Annotated in this window: 20 protein-coding genes and 1 tRNA gene; 6 read left to right on the top strand and 15 right to left on the bottom strand. The window is 36.7% G+C overall.

Features of this window, described 5'->3' with window-relative positions:
- Positions 1-29: 29 nt before the first annotated feature.
- Positions 30-815 (bottom strand): SDR family oxidoreductase, encoded by a 786-nt coding sequence (locus tag JEP71_RS05655; RefSeq protein WP_198620845.1) that lies wholly within the window; start codon positions 813-815, stop codon positions 30-32.
- Between the two features lie 50 nt (positions 816-865).
- Positions 866-1,495, bottom strand: a complete 630-nt coding sequence (gene tesA / locus JEP71_RS05650) for a multifunctional acyl-CoA thioesterase I/protease I/lysophospholipase L1 (protein WP_198625886.1) — start codon at positions 1,493-1,495, stop codon at positions 866-868.
- Here tesA and ybbA point away from each other — a divergent pair.
- Entirely contained in the window at positions 1,466-2,152 is a 687-nt protein-coding gene (gene ybbA / locus JEP71_RS05645) for a putative ABC transporter ATP-binding protein YbbA (RefSeq protein WP_109371339.1), read from the top strand. The two genes, tesA and ybbA, sit on opposite strands and share 30 nt — an antisense overlap.
- Positions 2,149-4,590, top strand: a complete 2,442-nt coding sequence (ybbP, locus tag JEP71_RS05640) for a putative ABC transporter permease subunit YbbP (RefSeq protein WP_198625885.1) — start codon at positions 2,149-2,151, stop codon at positions 4,588-4,590. The genes ybbA and ybbP overlap by 4 nt, the downstream gene beginning before the upstream one ends.
- 87 nt (positions 4,591-4,677) lie before the next feature.
- On the opposite strand, the gene JEP71_RS05635 is transcribed toward ybbP, so the two are convergent.
- The 7 genes from JEP71_RS05635 to ppiB form a co-directional block, all read right to left on the bottom strand.
- Positions 4,678-6,840 carry an ornithine decarboxylase gene (locus JEP71_RS05635; protein ID WP_198625884.1) on the bottom strand — a complete coding sequence of 721 codons (2,163 nt, stop codon included), beginning with the start codon at positions 6,838-6,840 and terminating at the stop codon, positions 4,678-4,680.
- A gap of 176 nt (positions 6,841-7,016) precedes the next feature.
- Positions 7,017-8,042: a mechanosensitive ion channel family protein gene (locus JEP71_RS05630; protein ID WP_109371333.1), complete on the bottom strand. Its 1,026-nt coding sequence runs from the start codon at positions 8,040-8,042 to the stop codon at positions 7,017-7,019.
- A 42-nt stretch (positions 8,043-8,084) separates the two neighbouring features.
- Positions 8,085-9,362, bottom strand: a complete 1,278-nt coding sequence (locus JEP71_RS05625; RefSeq protein ID WP_198625883.1) for an MFS transporter — start codon at positions 9,360-9,362, stop codon at positions 8,085-8,087.
- A gap of 123 nt (positions 9,363-9,485) precedes the next feature.
- Entirely contained in the window at positions 9,486-10,553 is a 1,068-nt protein-coding gene (gene purK, locus JEP71_RS05620; protein WP_198625882.1) for a 5-(carboxyamino)imidazole ribonucleotide synthase, read from the bottom strand.
- Positions 10,550-11,071, bottom strand: a complete 522-nt coding sequence (gene purE, locus JEP71_RS05615) for a 5-(carboxyamino)imidazole ribonucleotide mutase (protein ID WP_196533995.1) — start codon at positions 11,069-11,071, stop codon at positions 10,550-10,552. Before purE ends, purK begins: the two co-directional genes overlap by 4 nt.
- 134 nt (positions 11,072-11,205) lie before the next feature.
- Positions 11,206-11,928, bottom strand: a complete 723-nt coding sequence (locus JEP71_RS05610) for a UDP-2,3-diacylglucosamine diphosphatase (protein ID WP_100160151.1) — start codon at positions 11,926-11,928, stop codon at positions 11,206-11,208.
- A 12-nt stretch (positions 11,929-11,940) separates the two neighbouring features.
- The gene (gene ppiB / locus JEP71_RS05605; protein WP_036934689.1) at positions 11,941-12,435 is read right to left on the bottom strand and encodes a peptidylprolyl isomerase B; all 495 of its coding nucleotides are present in this window, start codon (positions 12,433-12,435) and stop codon (positions 11,941-11,943) included.
- Positions 12,436-12,810: 375 nt separating this feature from the next.
- Here ppiB and cysS point away from each other — a divergent pair, with 375 nt between their 5' ends.
- Complete coding sequence (cysS, locus tag JEP71_RS05600) at positions 12,811-14,202, top strand: cysteine--tRNA ligase (RefSeq protein WP_198620840.1); 1,392 nt, start codon at positions 12,811-12,813, stop codon at positions 14,200-14,202.
- An 89-nt stretch (positions 14,203-14,291) separates the two neighbouring features.
- Here cysS and JEP71_RS05595 read toward each other — a convergent pair whose 3' ends face one another.
- The 4 genes from JEP71_RS05595 to folD form a co-directional block, all read right to left on the bottom strand.
- Complete coding sequence (locus tag JEP71_RS05595; RefSeq protein WP_109371321.1) at positions 14,292-14,735, bottom strand: hypothetical protein; 444 nt, start codon at positions 14,733-14,735, stop codon at positions 14,292-14,294.
- Between the two features lie 237 nt (positions 14,736-14,972).
- Positions 14,973-15,914 (bottom strand): 1-phosphofructokinase, encoded by a 942-nt coding sequence (fruK, locus tag JEP71_RS05590; protein WP_196533997.1) that lies wholly within the window; start codon positions 15,912-15,914, stop codon positions 14,973-14,975.
- A gap of 650 nt (positions 15,915-16,564) precedes the next feature.
- Positions 16,565-16,777, bottom strand: coding sequence for a ribosome-associated protein YbcJ (gene ybcJ / locus JEP71_RS05585; protein WP_109371317.1), 213 nt, complete (start codon positions 16,775-16,777; stop codon positions 16,565-16,567).
- A gap of 3 nt (positions 16,778-16,780) precedes the next feature.
- Positions 16,781-17,653 carry a bifunctional methylenetetrahydrofolate dehydrogenase/methenyltetrahydrofolate cyclohydrolase FolD gene (gene folD, locus JEP71_RS05580; RefSeq protein WP_099074709.1) on the bottom strand — a complete coding sequence of 291 codons (873 nt, stop codon included), beginning with the start codon at positions 17,651-17,653 and terminating at the stop codon, positions 16,781-16,783.
- 189 nt (positions 17,654-17,842) lie between these two features.
- On the opposite strand from folD, the gene JEP71_RS05575 reads away from it, so the two are divergent.
- Positions 17,843-17,919 (top strand) — tRNA-Arg (locus JEP71_RS05575).
- Between the two features lie 550 nt (positions 17,920-18,469).
- Positions 18,470-19,009 (top strand): hypothetical protein, encoded by a 540-nt coding sequence (locus JEP71_RS05570; protein ID WP_198620888.1) that lies wholly within the window; start codon positions 18,470-18,472, stop codon positions 19,007-19,009.
- A 147-nt stretch (positions 19,010-19,156) separates the two neighbouring features.
- On the opposite strand, the gene JEP71_RS05565 is transcribed toward JEP71_RS05570, so the two are convergent.
- Positions 19,157-19,465: a helix-turn-helix domain-containing protein gene (locus JEP71_RS05565; RefSeq protein WP_198620889.1), complete on the bottom strand. Its 309-nt coding sequence runs from the start codon at positions 19,463-19,465 to the stop codon at positions 19,157-19,159.
- 1,192 nt (positions 19,466-20,657) lie between these two features.
- Between JEP71_RS05565 and JEP71_RS05560 the strand changes: the two genes are divergently transcribed.
- A complete protein-coding gene (locus JEP71_RS05560) occupies positions 20,658-22,073 on the top strand; it encodes an NAD(P)/FAD-dependent oxidoreductase (RefSeq protein WP_100160198.1) in 1,416 nt (471 codons plus the stop codon).
- An 82-nt stretch (positions 22,074-22,155) separates the two neighbouring features.
- Here the strand turns inward: JEP71_RS05560 and JEP71_RS05555 are convergent, their stop codons facing one another.
- Positions 22,156-23,304 (bottom strand): type I restriction endonuclease, encoded by a 1,149-nt coding sequence (locus JEP71_RS05555; RefSeq protein ID WP_198620891.1) that lies wholly within the window; start codon positions 23,302-23,304, stop codon positions 22,156-22,158.
- Positions 23,305-23,628 lie beyond the last annotated feature (324 nt).

Here is a 23,628-nt window from a genome sequence, read left to right as displayed (position 1 = left end):
ATTAATAAGTAAGGGTGAAACCCGAAAAATCAAGCCTTGCCACTTTGGCGACTTAAAATTGCATCCATTAGTGTGTCAGGTAGAAAGCGTTTTAGTATTTTGACAGCATAAGTTAATAGGGTTACGGGATAACGTATCTTAGGTTTTGGGCTTTCTAAAGCATGAATAAGCTTTTTCACTACATCTTCAGGCGTTAGTGTGAAACGACTCGCAATCCCAGGATTTTTTACTGGTTTATCTTTTTCTGCTTGAGCAACATTCTCGGTGAAGCAAGTACGTATTGGACCAGGCTCTATTAAACTCACCTTGACACCAGTATGAGCAATTTCCATTCTTAATGCGTCAGACCATGCTTCTACAGCATACTTACTCGCTGCGTAAGCACCTCGACCGGGTGTTGAGATAATCCCCATTACAGAACTCGTTTGAATAATTCTGCCTTCACCGTGTGGTAACATTGCTGGTAGAAGTAATGTAGTCAGCTGATGTAAACCAAAAAAATTAGTAGAAAACTGTTTTTCCATTTGTGGACGAGTAATGGCATCTAATGGACCATAAACACCAAATCCGCCATTATTAAATAATCCATATAAACGACCATTTGTTAGGCGAATAACTTCTAGTGCCGCATTTTCAACACTTTTTGGATCATCAAGATCAAGATGAATAGGTTCTAATCCCAGTGTTTCCATGCGTTCAAGGTCTTCACCTTTACGGCAAGCCGCAAGAACTCGATAGCCTCTTTTCTTTAGTGCTTTGGCGGCACAGAGCCCTATTCCACTGGAACTTCCTGTAATCAATACCGTTTTTTGCATAATTTTACAATTAATCTCGTTTAATCTACGTCAACTACTGTCAGAATAGTCTAACGTGTTAAGTAAGGGGATAATTTTTCATCCATCCACTGAGCAATAAAAGGCTGAGCATCTTCATTGGGGTGTATGCTGTCATTTTGCATCCACTCAGGCTTATCAGCGATTTGCTCCATATAAAAAGGAAGTAGAGGAAGCGCATTATCTTCAGCGAGTTTTGGATAGATCGCTGAAAATGATTGTGTATAACGTTTACCATAATTAGGTGAAATCATTATTTGCATAAAAAGTGGCGTTGCACCGGCATCTTTTACTTGTGTAATGATGTTTTGTAATGCCTCTTTTGTTTGTGCAACAGGGTATCCCTGTAAGCCATCATTTGCACCTAATTCAATTAAAACCCAACGAGGTTGATGCTGTTTTAATAAATCAGGAAGCCTATTTTTCCCCTGAAAGGCAGTTTCACCACTAATACTTGCATTAACAACATTAATTTCAGGGTAGGTTGTTTTCCATTTATCAGCAAGGCGTTGTGGCCATGCACTTTCAATTGGAAGACGATATCCTGCACTCAAGCTGTCACCAAAGATTAAAAAGGTATCAGCAGCAATTGCCTTAAAGCTAAACATCATCATAACGATAAGGAAAAATGTATGTCGACGGAAAAGGTTCTTGAAGTTCATCGGTTAACCAAACAAGTAGGACAAGGTGATAGTCAGATCTCTATATTGCAGGGTGTTGAGTTAGTTGTCGAGCCTGCACAAACAATTGCGTTAATCGGTGAGTCAGGATCGGGTAAATCGACTCTGTTAGGGATCATTGCTGGATTAGATGATGGTAGTTCTGGCAGCGTGCATTTAATGGGTGAAGATCTCACAAAAATGAATGAAGAAGAGCGAGCTAAATTACGCGCTCAACATGTTGGTTTTGTTTTTCAATCATTTATGTTGATCCCAACATTGAATGCACTTGAAAATGTGCAGTTGCCCGCATTATTAAAAGGCGAATCAGAAAAGCACAGTCATGCGCGTGCAGTTGATTTACTTAAGCTGTTAGGATTAGGCGAACGTTTATACCATATGCCAGCACAACTGTCTGGTGGTGAGCAACAACGCGTTGCATTAGCAAGAGCATTTTGTACTCAGCCAGCTATTCTTTTTGCTGATGAGCCAACAGGGAATCTTGATCGTAAAACAGGCGATAAAATTGCTGACTTGCTGTTCTCTCTTAACCGAGATTATGCAACAACCTTAATTTTAGTGACTCATGATAATGAGCTGGCAGCTCGTTGCCAAAGACGATTACGATTAGTAGATGGACAACTTAAGGAGGAGTCATGATTTGGCGTTGGTTTTGGCGTGAATGGCGTTCTCCTGCACTATTAATTGTTTGGCTCTCTTTAGCGCTAGCGGTTGCTTGTGTGCTTGCTTTAGGGCGTATAGGTGATCGCATTGATAAAAGTATTTACGCTCAAAGTCGTGATTTAATTGCTGGCGATTTAGTCTTACGTGCATCTTATCCCGTTGATGAAAACTGGCTTACAGAGGCGAATAAGGAAGGGTTAACTCTCAGTCGCCAAATGCAATTTACCACGATGTCTTATGCTCCTGAAGGCGATACACCTCAGCTTGCGTTGGTGAAGGCTGTGGATAAATTATATCCACTGTATGGTGAGTTAGAAACAGAGCCCGCAGGGTTAAAACCTGAAAAAGGAACTGCACTTGTTGGTGCCAGATTACTTGAATTACTTGATATAAAAGTTGGCGATAAAATTGATGTAGGCGATGCCTCATTTACTATTGGTGGTGTATTAATTCAAGAGCCAGACAGCGGGTTCAATCCTTTTCAAATCGCCCCCCGTATTTTAATTAATCTTGATGATGTTGAAGCAACTGGAGCAGTGCAACCCGGAAGCCGTCTGACTTATCGCTATATGTTTGCAGGTAATGAGTCTGTAATTGATAGTTATCAGCAACGCTTCGACCCACTATTAAAACCCGATCAGCGTTGGAATAGTTTAAAACAAGATAGTGGAGCACTTTCACAATCAATGGAGCGTGCGAAAAACTTTCTTTTGCTTTCAGCGCTATTAACGTTATTGCTTGCTATATCGGCAGTTGCCGTTTCAATGGCTCATTATTGCCGTAGTCGTCATACTTTAATTGCGGTATTAAAAACGTTAGGTGCAGATAAACGCGCATTGAGAAAGTGGATTGTTGGACAATGGGGAGTGATCCTCATTGGCGCAATTATTGTTGGCTCATTAGTCGGGCTTGTTTTTGAGGCAATATTGCTACAAATTTTAGCGCCAGTCTTACCAAAAAGTTTGCCTGAGGCGAGCTTTTTGCCATGGATATGGTCTGTGGGCTCTTTACTGTTAATTGCTTTATTAACAGGATTAAGGCCTTACTATCAATTAATGGCAACACAACCTTCTCGAGTATTGAGAAGTGATACTACGGCCCCTATATGGCCTCTTCGTTATTATTTACCGATAGTGGGCTTAATTATTGTCGGTGCTTTAACGCTTTTTGCGGGAACAGGCGTCTTACTCTGGTCAATTCTATTTGGTGTTGTTGTTATTGCTTTTTTACTTGGAATAATTGGTTGGTTAGGATTATGGGTATTAAAGCAGTTTAAATTTCGCCAACTCAGTGCGCGTTTAGCAGTAACTCGTTTATTACGACAACCTTTTCAAACGATGACTCAGCTTGCTGCTTTCGCACTTTCATTTATGTTGTTAACGCTTTTAGTCCTTATTCAAGGTGATTTACTGGAAAAATGGCAAAAGCAATTACCAGAAGATAGTCCTAACTATTTTCTAATCAATATGTCTGCACCTCAAGTTCAAGAAATTAATACCTTATTGGCACAATATAAGGTTGAACCTACGGATGCATTCCCTGTGGTATTAGCGCGTTTAACACAGGTTAATGAACATAATGCCAAAGAGTGGGCTGATAAACGTGATGCTGGCAATAATACGGTTCGTCGTGAGCTTAACTTAACGTGGCACAGTGAATTACCTAAAGATAACGTCATTGTTGAAGGAACTTGGCCACCTGTCGGTAATGGTGTTTCTCTTGATCAAGGCGTTGCAGAGCAACTCGAAATCAAGTTGGGTGATGAACTAACATTTGTCGGTGATACTCGTGAATTTAAGTCCATTGTTACGAGTATTCGCCATGTTGATTGGGAGAATATGCGCCCTAATTTCTTCTTTATTTTCTCTGAAGAAGGATTAAGTAATCAGCCGGAAAAATGGATGAGTAGCTTTTATTACAATGGTGAAGGCACATTAATTACTGCGCTTAATCGGCAATTTCCAACCGTAAGCGTGTTAGATACAGGCGCATTAATTCAGCAAGTTCAACAAATCTTACAGCAAGTCAGTCGAGCATTAGAGATTATGGTTGGATTAGTCATGATTTGTGGTGCGTTATTGTTAGTTGCTCAAATTCAGGTAGGAATGACACAACGACGCATTGAGCTGGTGGTGTATCGAACATTAGGTGCTGGTAAATCATTATTAAGACGGACTCTTTGGGCTGAATTTGCATTATTAGGTTTAATGGCGGGATTAGCTGCGGCGATTGGTGCTGAGGTCGCATTAAGCTTATTACAAATATCGGTGTTTGATTTCCCTTGGCAACCACAATGGGGAATGTGGATCACCGTACCTATTGTTGCGGCATTATTACTTTCATTATGTGGCAGTATATTAGGCGTCAGGCTGTTGCAAGATAAAGGGCAGTATCGACGAATTCAAGGCGAATAGTTGAAATAAATAAGGCTTATAAATAGAGTTAAATAAAATGCTGATGTTATTAAACATCAGCATTTTTTATAGGGAAAGATAAGATAATTATTCTTTTATAACATAAGCATAAATTCGCTTATTGCCATCATTTTCATCATAAATATAAACCCCTTGAAGTTCAGTTGAAAAGCCTGGAAGTTGATTAATAGTGACTTCAAGAGCCTGAAAATAACGTAAAACAGCACCATCCCAAATTTCACCAGGTACAGCACATAAAACACCCGGCGGATAAGGTAAAGCACCTTCAGCAGCAATTCGGCCTGCTAATTTATTTAAAGGTAACAATTCAATATTACCACGAACAAACTCAATATTAGCTTGTTGTGGACTTAGTGCTCGCTTAGGAAAGTGACTTTTTCTAAACATCTGTTTTTGCAGTAACTTGATATTGTATCTGACACAAATATCATGCATTTCCTGACAGAGTTGGCGCAATGTATAACCCTGATAACGAGATGGATATTGACGACAAACAGAAGGCAATATTTGTTCTAATGGCACATCTTCAACTAAGTGCTTTTCAAATTGACCAATCAAAGAAATTAAGCGCTCAAACTTCGCTTGATGCTCTGCGGGAGTCAGCAAAAATAAGATTGAATTGAGGTCGCTTTTTTCAGGAATAACGCCGTGTTCACGTAGATAACTTGCCAAAATAGATGCAGGCACACCAAAAGATTCATATTCCCCTGTATGAGGATCGATCCCTGGCGTTGTAAGCATTAATTTGCAAGGATCAACAAAATATTGATTGGCGGCGTAACCTTCAAATGAATGCCAATTATCATTAGGAATAAAATTGAAAAAACGCTGATCGTGAGCGATTTCATCTGTGTCGTGATCTTGCCAAGCAATTCCATCGATGATTTCAGGAATAAAAGGCTTAATAAATTGGCACTGTTTTAGTAATGATTTACGGGCTTCAATGCCTTGTTTTACGCAACTCATCCACATTGCTTCACCACTTTTGCCAGAATGCATTTTTGCATTGACATCAAGAGCCGCAAAAAGGGGATAAAATGGGCTGGTAGATGCATGCATCATAAAAGCATTATTCATACGTTTATGATTAACATAACGTGATTGCCCTTTAAGGTGAGCATCTTTTTTATGTATCTGTGAGGTTTGTGAAAATCCAGCTAATTGCTTATGAACTGATTGAGTAACGAGAATACCAGGATCGTCTTCATTAAGCGTTAGTAACAAAGGCGAACACTGTTTCATCATTGGAATAAATTGTTCATAGCCCACCCATGCAGAATCAAATAAAATATAATCACAAAGATGACCTATTTTATCAACCACTTGCCTTGCGTTGTAAATCGTACCGTCATAAGTGCCCAGTTGAATAACCGCTAAACGGAATGGGCGTTTATCGAATTGGCGTTCTGGCGCAATTTCTGCAATTTGTTGGCGTAAATAGTGCTCTTCAAAGCAATGAGCATCAATGCCACCAATAAAGCCAAAGGGATTGCGAGCCGTCTCTAAATAAACAGGTGTTGCTCCTGCTTGAATTAGTGCGCCATGATGATTGGATTTATGGTTATTTCTATCAAATAGCACTAAATCATTTGGTGCCAATAAGGCATTTAAAGCAACTTTATTAGAAGAGGATGTTCCATTTAAAACAAAGTAGGTTTTATCGGCATTAAACACTTGCGCTGCAAAAGTTTGGGCATCATAAGGTGCTCCTTCATGAATAAGCAAATCACCCATTGCCACATCAGCATTACAGAGATCAGAGCGAAATAGATTCTCACCAAAATATTGATAAAACTGTTCGCCAACAGGATGACGACGAAAAAATTCCCCGCCTTGATGACCTGGGCAATCAAAAGCGACGTTCTTTTCGGCAACATAATTCACTAAGCGTGAAAAAAATGGTGTGGTCAGACTCTCTTCATATTGCTGTGCCGCTTTATTAATTAACGTACTATTTTTTTGATGTGCACTTTTATCCGTAATCACAACCCCTGAAACCTGATTAAGCAATTCAGCATTGATTGCATCATTGAGATTAACTGCAATAAATACGGGTAGTTGAAAGCCTGTTTGATAAATGCGATCTAATTCGCCAGACTCAATATCTGACAATGACAACACTACTGCTGATACTTGCGTTAAATTTGCATCAACAATATCAACTATCGGACGTTCACAATAAAAATAGTGTGAAAGAGTAGGGTGACATGCCAACTTCATTTTTTTCATTATACTCGCGTTTTTATCAATGGAAGAATTGGCGAACAATATACGTGGTTGTGAATGTGATTGAAATAAATTAAAAGATAACTAAGGTGATTTATGCGTTTTGAGTGCATAAATCACCATTTTAATAAGTGGGTGAATGGATAAGTCTATGAGAAAATAAACTTATCTATCTTCTATTATTGCGCGATAGGTGAAGACTTTTCGATATAAACAGTTTGAGATGGGAAAGCAAAATCAGCGCCATGTTTATGCACAATATCAATCATCTTCAAATAGACTTCTTGTTGAGCTTCAAGCCACTGCGCCCAGACTGTCGTTTTGGTAAAACAATACACCATGATATTGAGTGAAGAGTCTGCAAATTGATTAAAATAAACTAATAAGGTTTGTTGAGTGTCAATTTTATCATTTTGCATCAGCATAGTGCGAATGTCCTCAACAATGGCACCTATTTTATCTGAATCTTCATAACGTAAACCTAATTCTGTTTCGATGCGTCGATTGGTCATTCTACCGGGATTCTCTACGCTAATAGAGGAAAAAACAGAGTTTGGAATGTAAAGGGGGCGATGATCAAAGGTAATGATTTTTGTAATACGCCAACCGATTTCTACCACGGTGCCTTCAATATTACGATCAGGAGAACGTACCCAATCCCCGATATTAAAAGGGCGATCAAAATAGAGCATCACCCCTGAAAAAAGGTTACTCATCACATCTTTGCTTGCCATACCAATGGCAATACCGCCTAATCCCCCAAAGGTCATTAAACCAGATAAGCTCATACCAAAATGCTCACCAAACAGTAAGATGATAATGACGAAAAGGGTGATTTTAAATATGCGGGAAATAATACGAGCTGAAGTAGGATCGCTCCCTTTATTAATTTGTGATTTCTCTAATAAATTAATCAATAAGAAAAATTTACGCATTAAAATTAACGCGATAGCGACATAGGTAAAGAAATTAATCATCCTAAAAGAGATAAAATGGAGATTAAAATCAACGACAGCCATTTCACAATATTGGCTTAAGATAATGACTAAACTACAGAGAAAGACCGCTTGGCTGATATGAATAATAATATTTCTACGGCGCTTTTTCTTCTTATCATGAAAAAGAGATACAACGAAAAAACCGACAAAACAGGCTAAAGCAATGCCTATACCTATTGAGTATTTTATTATTAATGCATCATTCATCAGCTTAACATCTCCTTAGAAAATGCTTTTATATAGGTTTAATTACCTAGTTACTTTAGGTTCTTCTTGCTGCTTACTGGCATGCTGAAATTTAGGATAAACGGGTGGTTTCATAAACAGAGTGACCGCTAAAATCAGTAAAACAGGTATGGTTAAAATCAAGAATGCCGGTGTAAAACTACCTGAAATATCTTTGATTGCTCCAGCAAAGAAGGGAGCTAAACAAGCTAGTGTTGAAATTAAATTCATCACTGAAAATAGCTCAAGGTAAGGTGAGCGACCAAAATAGTTAGCAAGCAATATACTTGATGCCAAAAACGTCATGCCATAACCAATACCGACACAAACCGTAAATAAGATCAGGTAACCCCAAGAATTAGCCATACTTAGCGCAAGTAACCCTATGATGATAATACTTAAGCTTGCGATAAGTAATTTTTTAGGTTCTAACCATTCACCAATAGCTCCACCCGCTAAGCGCGAGAAAGCATTGATAAATGCCATACTACTTAATAGTGTCGCGGCAATAGTTTCACCAAAACCATTTTCAATAATATGTGCAACAGCAAAACTATTGACTGTGATCCCACACCATAAAAAGGCCGTGTAAGTCGCAGCAATAACATAAAATTGCCATGTTCTTAAAGCATGACGAGCTGTCCAAATCTCTTTAGTTTGATAGATACGTTTTGTGGTTTGAAGTTGGCTAATTTTTTTTGCGTGTTCTTGCTCTTTACTACCTTCGCGTAAAAATAAAATGGTGAGAAGAGTAACGACAGTGAGTGTGATTGCTGAAATAAGCCAGTGCATTCGCCATGTATGCCATAAATGGGTTGCTAAAAAGTAGATCCAAGGTCCAGCAACACCACCTAATCCACCAATGGTAAAATAGACACCAAAGGCAAAGGACTGTTTTTCAAATAAGCGAGAAATAACATAAGTGCCAGGTACAGTAGCTAGTAGCGTAAAACCAATACCTAGCAGTGCAGTACCAAGAAAATAACGTGCAATGGTGTATGTTTCATAAAGAAAATAGAAACCACTGACAAAAATGATCAACCCAATAAGTAGTGTAAGGCGAACACTTAATTTACGGATAAGTAATGTAGGTAAAAAACTTGCAAGGCCGCAGGTTAATCCTAATAACGTAAAGCCAAGGCCTGCTTGAGTCCAGTTCCACTCTAGCTCGTTTATCATACTAGGAAGAACAACACCTAAAGAGGTAAATGTGGTTGCGGTAGCTAAAAAATACACAAAACCTAATAATATCAGCATACTCCACTGATAAGCGGGCCCAAAAATCTGTTGCTTGACTTGCATCCTGACTCCATCAAATGGGTGCAGTAACCTGAATAATCAGGAGAAAATAGCGAATAACAGACCTCTTTATCTGAGGTCTGTTCGTTTAAAGGCTATTATTCTCTAACTTTATGAGTCGGACTGCTAGCTTAATTTTTCTAAAGCCCATTTGATAGGGTACTGATAGGCATCATCGAGCATTGAGCTTAATGATTTGAGTGTCTCTTTCAGAGGGAAATTATCGCGGTGCACAAGATTGAGATGCCCAACCTTACGTGCAGGGCGCACTTCTTTTTCATACCAATGTAAATGAACTAATGGCAATGAAAGCCATTGAGGATTGACATCAGTACCAATCAAATTAACCATGACTGCCGGTTGGCAAACCTCAGGTTTTGGCATGGGTAAATCTAAAATTGCACGTAGATGTAATTCAAACTGGCTAATTGAGGCTCCATTTTGTGTCCAATGACCACTGTTATGAACTCGAGGAGCTAATTCGTTAATAAGTAATTTATTATCAACGATAAAGCACTCCATCGCCATTACACCAACATAATTGAGTTTATTAAGGATGGCAGTTAGCATTTTTTCTGCTGATTGTTGTAGTTCCGATGCAGGGGTTGGTAATGCAACACTCATGCGTAAGATGCCATCTTGATGAAGATTGTGTGTTAATGGATAAAAAACACAGTCACCATTGCTATTTCTCGCGCCCACTAGTGAAACTTCACCTGAAAAGGGAATACCTTGTTCAACAATACATTCACCATAAATTTCAGCAGGTAATTGCTGTTCTTCACCGGGATGAATGCGCCATTGACCACGGCCGTCATAACCACCAATACGGCGCTTTACAATAATAAAATCACCCAGTTGAGCGAAGATATCAGACCATTGTGTTGGTGACGTTAATGGTTGCCAAGGTGCTGTTGCTAAGTCCAATTCATCGAGAAGTTGTTTTTGAGGCAATCTATCAGCAAGTAATGGAAAAATATCACGGTTTATAAAGTTAGTATGACGTTCTAACTCTTTGGTGAGTGCAGTTTCAGGCCAGCGCTCAATTTCAGCTGTGATTATACTTTTTTGATAGGGAACAGCTTCAGGCTCTGCATCTAATCCTACTGGATAAACCGCAATTCCTAAAGGCTCACCAGCTTGTCTTAGCATTCGCCCTAATTGACCATTTCCAAGAACACAAACTGGCTTCATAGTGCCTCCCTTGGATCTGGGTTATTTAATACATCGTCAGTTTGTGCTGTGCGCCATGCTGTTAGTGCTTCAAAAATAGCAGGTGAGTGTAACGCTAAAATTTGAGCGGCTAATAAAGCAGCATTGGCGGCACCTGCTTTACCAATTGCTAATGTTCCTACGGGAATACCTTTTGGCATTTGCACAATAGAGTAAAGGCTATCAACACCGCTTAATGCTGCACTTTGAACAGGAACACCTAATACAGGAACGAGTGTTTTTGCTGCGAGCATACCCGGTAAATGGGCTGCACCACCCGCTCCTGCAATAATGACATCAAAGCCATTACTTTTTGCCTGTTCTGCAAAGCTAAACAGCTTATCAGGGGTACGGTGTGCAGAGACAATCTCAACATGATAAGGAAGTTGTAGTGCGTCTAGTACATCAGCGGCATGAGACATTGTTGCCCAGTCACTTTTAGAGCCCATTACAATGGCGATACGAGCGGAAGAGGTATTTAGACCAACTTGAGAAGACATTACTTAACTGCTCCTGTAAGCATAAACGGATATAGCCTAATAAACTGAGCATGATAGTATCACGCTAACACGCACAGGAAAACGTTTGCGTAAAGAAAAAACAGCCTTTTTATGAAGAAAATAAGCGAAACAACTTAAAAGGGGAAATGAATCAATTCTATTTTTTCAGCAGTCACTTTAAACATAGAACCTTCAGTATGCCAAGCACCTAATACACCACGATAATGTATTTTGTCATCAATGTTGACTGTATGAATTGCTGGGCGATGCGTATGACCGTGGATCATCCATTCTGTATTGAAATGTTTAAAAGTATCTATCACAGCCTGTGGATTCACATCCATAATGGCATCTGATTTGTACTGATTTTCGTGCTGGCTACGTGAGCGCATTTTGTCAGCGATACGCAGTCGAATAAATAGAGGCAGTAGTGAGAATAGGCGCTGAATAAATTTATTGTGTACTTTTTTACGATAGCGTTGATAAGCTTCATCGTCAGTACAAAGCGTATCACCATGTAAAATTAAGATACGGTGCTGTTCAATTTCGAGCACTTTTTCTTGTGGAAGTAAGGTGATACCACTCTCTTTTGCAAAACGAGAGCCAATTAAAAAATCACGATTTCCATGAATAAAATAGCAAGGCACTCCTGCTTTTTTTAGCGTCATCAGAGCTTGAGCAATTTGTTGATGTAAAGGATTGGGATCATCATCACCTATCCAAAAATCAAAAAAGTCACCTAAGATATAAAGTGCTTTTGCATGAATGGCTTGTTCTTTTAAAAAGCGAAGAAAACCGGCAGTGATTGCCGGTTCATGTTCACTTAGATGCAGGTCTGCAATAAAAAGCGTACACATAAAAAGTGAGGCTTATTCGCTAACCGTGACACTTTTAATGATGATATCTTCACGAGGAACATCTTGGTGGAAACCACTACGACCAGTGGAAACCGCTTTAATTTTATCAACAACGTCCATGCCTTCAACAACTTCAGCAAAGACACAATATCCCCAACCATTTGCGTTTTCAGCACGGAAGTTTAAGAAATCGTTGTCTGCAACGTTGATAAAGAATTGAGCAGTAGCAGAATGTGGATCGTTTGTACGAGCCATTGCTAATGTACCGCGGTTGTTTGCTAGGCCATTGTTTGCTTCGTTTCTTACAGGTGCTTTGGTCGCTTTTTGGTTCATACCCGGTTCAAAGCCACCACCTTGGATCATAAAACCATTGATGACACGGTGGAAAATAGTGTTATCGTAGAATCCTTCTTTACAGTAGTCTAAAAAATTTTCTACGGTTGCAGGTGCTTTGTCTGCAAATGTATTAATCACGATATCGCCGTAATTGGTATGAAAAGTAACCATATTCAGATCCTAATATAATTTTAGCTTTACCCAGATTTGGGCATAAACAACAGTCCCGTTTTTATATCACAGTTGCCTAATTTAGTCAGTATGCATCTTTTTCTCGCTCTACTTTTTCTTGCTAAATAAATCAGTAATAGAAGGAAAAAACACTTTTCGCCAAAATTTAGCCAAATAATAGAAGTTTGATTGTTCGCTATCAACGATTGAACAGTGAAAATAAGCGCTAAGCAGAGTAAGATAAAAACCTTAATCTTGAGTTTGCTTTGCCTTCAAGATCCAATATCCTGATTAATATCATGTTATAGTAGTTGTTATTTTCTTTTATATAAAAACGTAATAAACACGTACAGTTGAAAACGGGAACGTCCACTGATGCTAAAGATTTTTAATACTCTCACTCGCCAAAAAGAAGAATTTAAACCTATCCATGCAGGAAAAATAGGTATGTACGTGTGTGGCATCACTATTTATGACTTATGCCATATTGGTCATGGACGTACATTTGTGGCTTTTGATGCCATAACCCGTTATCTGCGTTACTTAGGATACGATGTTAACTATGTTCGTAACGTAACGGATGTAGATGATAAAATCATCAAACGTGCGATTGAAAATAATGAAACATGTGAGCAATTAACCACTCGTATGTTAGCTGAAATGCACAAAGACTTTGATGCATTAAATATTGCTCGCCCTGATTCAGAGCCACGTGCAACACACCATATTGCAGAAATTATTGAATTAACAGAAGCGCTAATTAAACGTGGACATGCTTACGTTGCTGACAATGGCGATGTCATGTTTGCTATTGATACTGATCCTGATTATGGCTTACTTTCTCGCCAAGATTTAGAGCAACTACAAGCCGGTGCTCGAGTTGAAGTGGCTAACGTAAAACGCAATCCAATGGATTTCGTCTTATGGAAAATGTCCAAACCGGGTGAGCCAAGCTGGGAATCTCCGTGGGGAGACGGTCGCCCTGGTTGGCATATCGAATGTTCTGCGATGAATGGTAAAGAGTTAGGACATCATTTTGATATTCATGGTGGTGGCTCAGACTTAATGTTCCCTCATCATGAAAATGAAATAGCGCAATCAACTTGTGCCCATGATGGTCCTTACGTTAATTACTGGATGCACTCTGGTATGGTGATGGTAGACAAAGAAAAAATGTCTAAATCACTTAATAACTTTTTTACTATTCGTGATGTATTGGCTTATTACGATGCTGAAACAGTGCGTTACTTCTTATTATCAGGCCATTATCGTAGCCAACTTAACTACACGGAAGAAAACTTAAAACAGGCTCGTACTGCATTAGAGCGCCTCTATACTTCATTACGTGGCACTGATGCAAATGCTCAACCAGTAGGTGGCGAAGCGTTTGAAGCGCAATTTATTGACGCTATGAACGATGATTTCAATACACCAGAAGCCTATTCAGTCTTGTTTGATTTAGCGCGTGAAGTTAATCGTCTAAAATCGGTTGATATGAATGCGGCGAATGGCTTAGCCGCAGTGTTACGTAAGCTTGCTAAAGTATTAGGTTTGTTAGAGCAAGAGCCTGAGCACTTCTTACAAAGTGGTGCTAAAGCGGATGATGCTGGTGAAGTTGAAAAAATTGAATCATTAATTCAACAGCGTAATGATGCTCGTAAAAATAAAGATTGGGCGGCAGCTGATGTTGCTCGTGACGCGTTAACAGCGATGGGGATTGTTTTAGAAGATAGTCCTCAAGGAACAGTTTGGCGTCGTAATAACTAATACGACAATTGAGTAATAACACTTAATGCGTGTTTAATATAAAAATATCGGATATTTAATATCCGATATTTTTTTGTTTGATGATTAACTTATTGACTAATAATACTTGTTTCTCTTTCGCTATCTTTTTGTTTATCTTCAAAATAAGCAATTACATTTTCAGAGAAAAAGAGTCGATGTGTTAAGATAACGATAATAGAAAAAACAACAAAGCTAACTTCAGACATATTTGTTAATGACATCGAAATACTAAGTATAAAAAAGAGCGAAATAGATAAACATACCCATGAAATTTTTAAAAAAGAGTAAGCATTTCTACTATTTCTAGCTAGTTTTATCCATACTGTAACTTGCATTATCATTGTTATAATTAGACACAGCATGATAAACAATCCCACTAGCATTGTTTGGCCTCCACCCATTGCCATTGCTAATAAATAAATCGGAGCCCCAGCAACTAATATAAATAAACTTACACCCAAAAATAATACTGAAATAACTTGTATCCATAAAAGTACTATGGGCCTTTCCATAACTTCTCCTAAAAACAGAAATAAGTTTTTATTGGCTTTAGAATATCTTTATTAAATTTTATTAAAGTGAAGTTTATCGAATAAATAGAAAAAATAAAGTTTGATTTAATAATAAATAAATATTAATCAATTAAAGAGATTCTATTTTGGATTTTTTATAACCTAGCGTTAATATATTTAATTGAAGCAGTGGTAATTCTACTTAATATTATTCAATTTACCACTGAGTGTTATTACTTATAATTTTAGAGGGGTTAATTCGACTTCAGCCATCATTTTTGCTAATTGTTCGCGATCATGAATACCAACATTGGTTTGGCTTACAGCAAGTGCAGAAACGGCAGTAGCAAGACGTAAGGTGTGTTCACTGGTTTGTCGCATCATTAAACCATAAATTAAGCCACCAACCATTGAATCTCCAGCTCCGACTGTACTCACGACATCACATTTAGGTGGTTTCGCCATCCATGCGCCAGATGCATTAACCCACATCGCGCCTTGTTCACCTAATGAAATCACAACGTGAGCAATACCTTGCTGACGTAATGTTTGTGCCGCTTGCACAACATCAGAAAGTTCAGGTAAGGGTCTACCTGCCCAAATTTCTAATTCATGATGATTAGGTTTAACAAGCCAAGGAGAGGCTTTTAATCCCGCGACAAAAGCATCTCGGCTACTATCGAAGATCAAACACATACATTCGCTACGCAAGCGAGTCATCCATGCAGTGAAATCATTGAGATCAACGCTAGGAGGAACACTACCACTGACACAAATCATATCAAATTGACCCGCCCAACTTAGCGTGTCGTTAACAAAGCGAGTCCAGTCTTGTTTTGTGATTTCAAAACCAGAAAAGTTGAAGTCAGTCACTTTGCCATTGGGTTCTGTGAGTTTGACATTAATACGAGTACGACCTTCAACCATTTGAAAACGATTAGCGATACCAGATTCACTAAATTCTTTTTGGAATCCATCTTGGTTTTCTTTGCCTAAAAAACCGCCAACAGTGACATCAACGCCAAGGCTTTTTAAAACCTTAGCCACATTGATGCCTTTGCCCGCGGCATGGAAGCCAGCCGTTTTAACACGATTAACTTCACCAAGTTCAATAGGATTACTTAAACCAACAAGATCATATGCAGGGTTAAGTGTGATGGTCGCTACTCTGTGTTTCATGCTAGTTCCTTACCTTAAATAAAAGAACAGGCATCGATTTTTGCTGTAATTTAGCAAAGACAGAGATACCTTGAGTGGGTAAGTCGAGCATAAAATCTCCTGTTAGATAAAGGGCAAAAAAACTTAAATATCACAAAATAACAACTAAAATAGTACCATTAAGCTGAATCGTTTCAAATTATAACCTGTAATTTAGTACAAACAATGTTCTTTTGCCTAATGAAAGTAGAAATAAATTAGATCTAAATCACATTTTAGTGCATTTAAACATGAATAAACGGATAAAAGTATCAATAAAAAGGTTTGTTGCTGAAGTTTTACAGTAATGGTTAAAAAGTGTTATCCATATATAAAATAATAACTTATAGCACTTCTTTTTATCTATTTTTTTATAAAATGTACAATCTGCTGAACTGCAAGAGGAGATTATAACCATAGATAAGCTTAAAAATGATGATCTAAATTTAAATATATTAAATCAAATTTTATAATTTTGTTTTTATTCAATAGGTTATGTTGATTTGTTTTTTTTAATATGAATAAATAAGAAAAAAGAGGAAGATAAAGCGCATTGAAGGTAAAAAAGGGTTAAAAAGAAAAAAAGCGAGGCTGAGATAGCGACGCTTTTTCAATATTAATTAATTTGCTGATTATTTGCTGACGCTAACGGAAAACTCACCAAAGGTGACAATTTTTCCAGCAACAATTTTACAGCGTTTACGGGTTTCAACTTCACCGTCAACACTCACCAAACCTTCAGCAATGACACTTTTAGCAGCAGCTCCGCTCTCAGTCCAACCTTGAAGTTTTAATAAATCACAAAGCTCGACATAGTCGTGCCCATCTAATTGAAATGTTTCCATCGATTAATTATTTCCTGTTTCAGGGTCGTGATATTCTTCGCATGCTTGCAAAGTATTTTGAATAAGTGTGGCGACTGTCATTGGACCTACACCACCAGGGACGGGAGAAATCCAGCCCGCACGTTGAGATGCTGCTTCAAAATCAACATCTCCGACAACTTTACCACTTTCAAGACGGTTTATACCGACATCAATCACGATTGCACCCGGTTTAATCCACTCACCAGGAATAAAGTTAGGTTTTCCTACCGCCACAACGACTAAATCCGCGTGCTCAACATGAAAACGCAGATCTTTAGTAAAACGGTGGGTAACTGTTGTTGTACAACCCGCAAGTAATAGCTCTAAGCTCATTGGGCGACCAACAATATTTGATGCACCAATAATAACGGCATTTAAGCCATTCATAGGAATATTACAACGCTCTAGTAGAGTGACAATACCGCGAGGTGTGCAAGGGCGTAATTTAGGTGCACGTTGGCATAGGCGGCCGATATTGTAAGGGTGAAAGCCATCGACATCTTTATCAGGATGAATGCGTTCTAAAACCTTAACATTATCAATTCCGGCAGGTAAGGGGAGCTGAACGAGGATACCATCAATGGTGTTGTCTTCATTAAGCTGGTCGATCAGATTTAATAAATCAGCTTCACTGGTAGTATCTGGTAAATCATAAGAGCGAGAAATAAAGCCAACTTCTTCACAAGCGCGGCGTTTACTTCCAACATAAATCTGTGATGCTGGGTTATCACCCACTAAAATAACAGCTAAACCCGGCGCTCGTTTTCCTGCATTAATACGTTGTTTTACTTTTTCTGCAACTTCGCTTCTGATGGTCTGCGCAATCGATTTCCCATCTATAATTCTTGCTGACATCTATACATCCAAATTATTCAATTACGGTATTGGTCTATTTTGTCAGATCAAGAGCAATCTGTCAGTCGAATACTTGCCATATTTTGACCATATAGTTTGATATCGTTGAAAAAGCGTTGACTCTCAGAATGTTGAACGTATAATTCACACCCGTTATCAGCACTCTTGCTGACGTCTAAGTTCTTCTAGGCGCCCTTAGCTCAGTTGGATAGAGCAACGGCCTTCTAAGCCGTAGGTCACAGGTTCGAATCCTGTAGGGCGTACCATTTACAATCAAGTAGTTGCCTTTATTTAAAACCAATTGGATTTTTTTCTGTGTCGTATTTGTGTCGTTATCATTAAAAACGTCATCAATTTGTCTCACATGTTCAGTTAGGCATAAATAAGTCACCCTATAAATACTCGCAGATTTTCTTGGTAATCTTTCCACTAAGTACTTTCATCTGCTTTACTTTTTTTCTAACCCTCTCTACTTTTTTTGTGTTATTACTTCAAATTGAACTCCGTTATGGATTTAAATATTGATGTATTAAATATAGTTATTACAGTAGATAAAATTAGAGGGCGAATTTGAGAAATAATGTCATTAATATTCTTGATGATATGATTAAGTAATTATTAAAATAAAATGTTAATAGCTAATTTTAAAATCAGAATATAAAATAAATAATTTATTATATTATTTTTTCTAAGTATTAGTCATGATTCAATAATCCATTTGGTTATTTATTAAATAAATTAATGCGTTATAATGACTTTTAAATAAAAAGATTAAAATATACAGATTTAATGCAAATAATATAAATGGAATAAAAAATGCCTTTACCTAACCGATTAAAACCAAAAAAAGTCAGCAAAACTAAACTCAATGAATTGATCGATTTACTACTAAAGATAACTGTTAAAATCGATAATGGTGCAACTGAAAATGATCCCGAACTTAACACCATGATAATAAAATGGAATGCACAAGTAGTAACACCTTGTGAATTTTCAGATTTTCGTGACTACAATTCGTGGACAAGTGCAAAAGAGTTTACAAAAATAGCTTTTAACCAGGTGAAGTATTTAGATGATCTGACTTATAACGAGTTGATTAGTATTGTTGATTTCATATGTTTAGCTGAAGGCAGTGAATCTGAACAATCTTATGCAATAAATTTACTCGAGATAAACTTTAAAGCCTTTTCTTCAGATCTTATTTATTGGCCTGATGAGTATTTTAATCTTGAAGAAGTTGATGATTTATCATCAGAAGAAATAGCGGCTTATTTAATGGAAGGATCTAATCGCAAATTATCTAATGCTCCAGAAATTCTATTAAAATATTCAATCGTTAAAGAAATTAACAATTAATCTTTTATTTTAACAAAAAAATCAAGCGATTGATTTTATAAATAGATGGTTTTTTACTTAAATAAAAAAGATGAAAATTTTCGATGTGCTTTAACTGAAGTAATTAAAATATTAAATCAGATAGCGCTAAACAATATTACTGTATCTTTATCTAAGATTGCGACGCTTCTTATTTCGTAATACAACAATCTCATTTGATGATAAAGTTGTTTCAGCCCAAGCACTTAGCATGGGTGACATTATTTCGGGTGAAACCAACAAACTTTGTGGCGATATTCCTAATATTAAAGCAATAGCAATAAGCTGATCGACGGTTATTTTCAGATGCCCATTTTCCAAACGTGAATAGTGTTGCTGACTGATACCAAGCCTTCTCCCCATCTCGATACCTGTTATTTTTAATTGCTTTCTTTTTTGTTTAATTCGCTGACCTACAACAATATTAATTGAACTCATATCAATCCCTCTTTTTAAAAGAGATTACCGTAAAAACACTTAGAGATCGATATGGGCGATCAAAAATAGATTATTGATAGCTGGTATCTATCAGTTTTTATTTATTAAAAGATTTAAACCGTTTTACCAAAATCAAATAATTAGATAAATTACATTAGTCTTTAACAGTATTTTTGTTTGTTAATGACGAAATAGGAGTGTTAATTAAGAATAATATGAGTTAATAGGAGGTTGGTAAGAATGGAAGGCTCCATTTTGAGGAACCTGTGTGAAACTATGGGTGATGATTTGTATTGGATGAAAATAAGTTAATATTATTCAAATTGTTACTTAGTTAAACTATTAATTATTCAGATTTTTATTATAAAATAGTATTTTCTTTATCCCAATTTTCTACCCAACCAATTAATTCCTCTAATTGATTTTCAGAGAACACCTTTATACCATGTTGACGTAATAAGGCTGTTGCAACACCTTTATCTGTGATTAAATCAGTACCTAGAATATCAAATGATTATTTTTAATTTGAATAACGGTTTCTGTTTTACCGACACCAAAAATATGTATTTTATTTCAAATTGTAACAATGTTGATTTATAAAGAAAAAATAATACTATTTTTATAAAAGCAATCAAAAAAAGATTTATTTTGGTATTGGTGTAAAAATGAACACTTAAAATTTGGTTATATAGAGATAAATATAATCTTAAGTGTAACCATTTTAACTACTACCTTATTTTCCTCTGAATCAACATCAAATAACCAATCCATCGTTATATTTCTTATCACTATCCCCTTTTTATGTGCTCAATTTATTAACTTAGTAATATTAGTGATCTTGTGGATTATTTGTTAATCAAATTATTTTATTTGCAATTTGAATGTGTCATAAACCCATATTTAACAAATAGGCAGTAGATCTTTAATAGTGAAAAATTTTATATTTTGACAAAAAAACCAAAAAAATAACTAGCTGAATATGCTTTCATTTTACTCGATGTACTTAAATAATCGATAAAAAACAAAATGATGATTAATCCCCTTCTTTGCATAAGTAAATTAAATAGTACGGATTTTTAAGAAAAAAACAGACGAAAAGATTTACAAATACTTTACTAATACTTTACAAATGAAATAAGATAGCGTGATTGTTTTAATGCTAATAATTCATTGAGTAAAAGGAACGTGTAAAATGGCGATATCTAGAAGAAAATTTATCATTGGTGGAACAGTGGTGGCTGTCGCTGCTGGTGCGGGTATTTTGACACCAATGTTAACTCGCGAAGGGCGCTTTGTTCCGGGTACGCCAAGACATGGCTTTGTTGAAGGTACTGAAGGTGCTTTACCAAAACAAGCTGATGTTGTTGTTATTGGTGCTGGTATCCTTGGTATTATGACAGCAATTAACCTTGTAGAACGTGGTTTATCTGTTGTCATTGTTGAGAAAGGTAATATCGCGGGTGAGCAATCTTCGAGATTCTATGGTCAGGCAATTAGCTATAAAATGCCAGATGAAACGTTCTTATTACACCATTTGGGCAAACATCGCTGGCGTGAAATGAATGCGAAAGTAGGTATTGATACTACTTATCGTACACAAGGCCGCGTTGAAGTTCCTCTTGATGAAGAAGATTTAGTTAACGTAAGAAAATGGATTGATGAAAGAAGTAAAAATGTTGGCTCAGATATTCCATTTAAAACCAGAATTATTGAAGGTGCTGAATTAAATCAACGTCTTCGTGGTGCGACAACAGATTGGAAAATTGCTGGCTTTGAAGAAGATTCTGGTAGCTTCGATCCAGAAGTTGCAACCTTCGTTATGGCTGAATACGCTAAAAAAATGGGTGTTAGAATTTACACTCAATGTGCGGCTCGTGGCTTAGAAACACAAGCTGGTGTAATTTCTGACGTTGTAACAGAGAAAGGTGCAATCAAAACTTCTCAAGTTGTTGTTGCTGGTGGTGTTTGGTCACGCCTATTTATGCAAAATCTTAATGTTGATGTTCCAACACTGCCAGCCTATCAGTCTCAACAGCTAATCAGTGGTTCACCAACGGCACCAGGTGGCAACGTCGCTTTACCAGGTGGCATTTTCTTCCGTGAACAAGCTGATGGTACTTATGCAACTTCTCCTCGTGTTATTGTGGCGCCAGTAGTGAAAGAATCTTTCACTTATGGCTATAAATATCTGCCATTATTAGCATTACCTGATTTCCCAGTGCATATTTCTTTAAATGAACAATTAATCAATTCATTTATGCAATCAACGCATTGGAACTTAGATGAAGTTTCTCCGTTTGAGCAATTCAGAAATATGACTGCATTACCAGATTTACCTGAGTTAAATGCTTCATTAGAGAAATTAAAAGCAGAATTCCCAGCCTTTAAAGAATCGAAATTAATTGATCAATGGAGTGGTGCAATGGCTATCGCACCAGATGAAAACCCAATTATCTCAGAAGTTAAAGAGTATCCAGGCTTAGTCATTAATACTGCAACTGGCTGGGGTATGACAGAGAGCCCTGTATCAGCAGAATTAACCGCTGATTTATTACTGGGCAAAAAACCAGTTTTAGATCCAAAACCATTTAGTCTTTACAGATTCTAATTTTGTGTTATTCATAAAAAGCCCCCCAGTAATTAGTTATACAATTATTGGGGGGCTTTTTAAATTTGAGTTTTTTTACTAGTTATTTCTTCCTGAAATTATCATCATTTTTGACATATTCAAATGAATCTAAAATGATCCCTGTTATTCTTAATATATCTTCTGGATCATTAATATTTATTCTGTTATTAACTAGTGATAGTCCAGCTCTAGACACTTCATTAGCTAAAACATTTGTAATTTCAATAGGGACAATAATATAAGGGTTATTTTTATCATAAAATCTAACAATCCATCTATTGGATTTTCCTTGATATAATATACCAAAGTAAGATTCTGTATCCTTGTATTGGATCTCCTCAGATCCTACGATAAGCTTAATTTTTTCAAATAATGTTAATTCGTTTTTTGTTGTTATAATATTAGGGTTGTTGGGATCTACAATATTTACAAATTCAGTATTTTTCTGATTACTATCGTTATTTTCTTTTATTTCAGTGGGATCGTCTATTGTCATGGCTTTATTTGATAGACCAGATACAACCATTGCACTAACAGAACGTTCGACAGCTAGTTTTACAAGTGGTGTTATAGAGTCGATGAACCTTTGATTTAATTGTCTCTCAATGTTTGATCGACTAGCTACATATCTGACAAATTCATTATCTACGTCACGTAAGCTTGAACTAATAGTTTTAGTAAAAGCAGATAAATATACACTTTCTTCAGCCAAGGTTCTTAATGCTTCTGGTTTAAATTTATCATGTCTGAACCTGAATAATTGGCTTGCATCTGAATCGCTGACTTCATCCATTCTTATTCTTAAGAAAGGTGTTGGATCCATTACATTTTTTTGTTTTAAATCGGTAAAAAAGCGCCATTCTAAGCCATTAGTTATAGCTGATATTGTAACTTCTGGTGTAGAGTTAAAATATCGTGATAATTGAGGGCAGTGATTATCTAGTTTTTCAGAATATCCTTTTGCTTCAATAAACATTACCGGAACATCTTGGCAGAACAATGCATAATCAACTCGTTCATTTGCTTTAACACCAGGGAAATCAGCACCATATTCAGCCTTAACTTTTTGAGGGTCATAAGGGTTAAAGCCAAGGATATCTAAGAAAGGTAATATCAGTGCTTGCTTAGTTGTTTCTTCCGTCGAGCAATGTTGCCCTACGTTTTTGACATGATCCATGTGATTTTTTAGCTTTAATTTAAAACTTTCCATTATTCATCCTAATAATTATTTGCTGAATAAAAAATAATATTATGTATATCAATGACATTCTAATTGTTACTATGCATAAAACACACCTAAATAGAAGTCAGATAACTCTTTCCTTAATAAATTTTAATATAAAATAAAAATAATCAATATCGATAAGCTCACACTTATAGTAAGTAAGTGAACTTCTTGATAAAAAATAAGTATTTATATGTTTTTAGTATTTTTGTTATCAATAAATAAGATTGATAGTGAACAAATCCATTAAAATTATTTTTTAAAAGATTAAAAATAGATATGAATTTTGTTCTTAAATTATAAGTGAGT

It is taken from the genome of Proteus sp. PR00224, assembly GCF_016238105.1.
GTDB lineage: Bacteria > Pseudomonadota > Gammaproteobacteria > Enterobacterales > Enterobacteriaceae > Proteus.
This window is presented reverse-complemented; position numbering and strand designations above follow the sequence as displayed.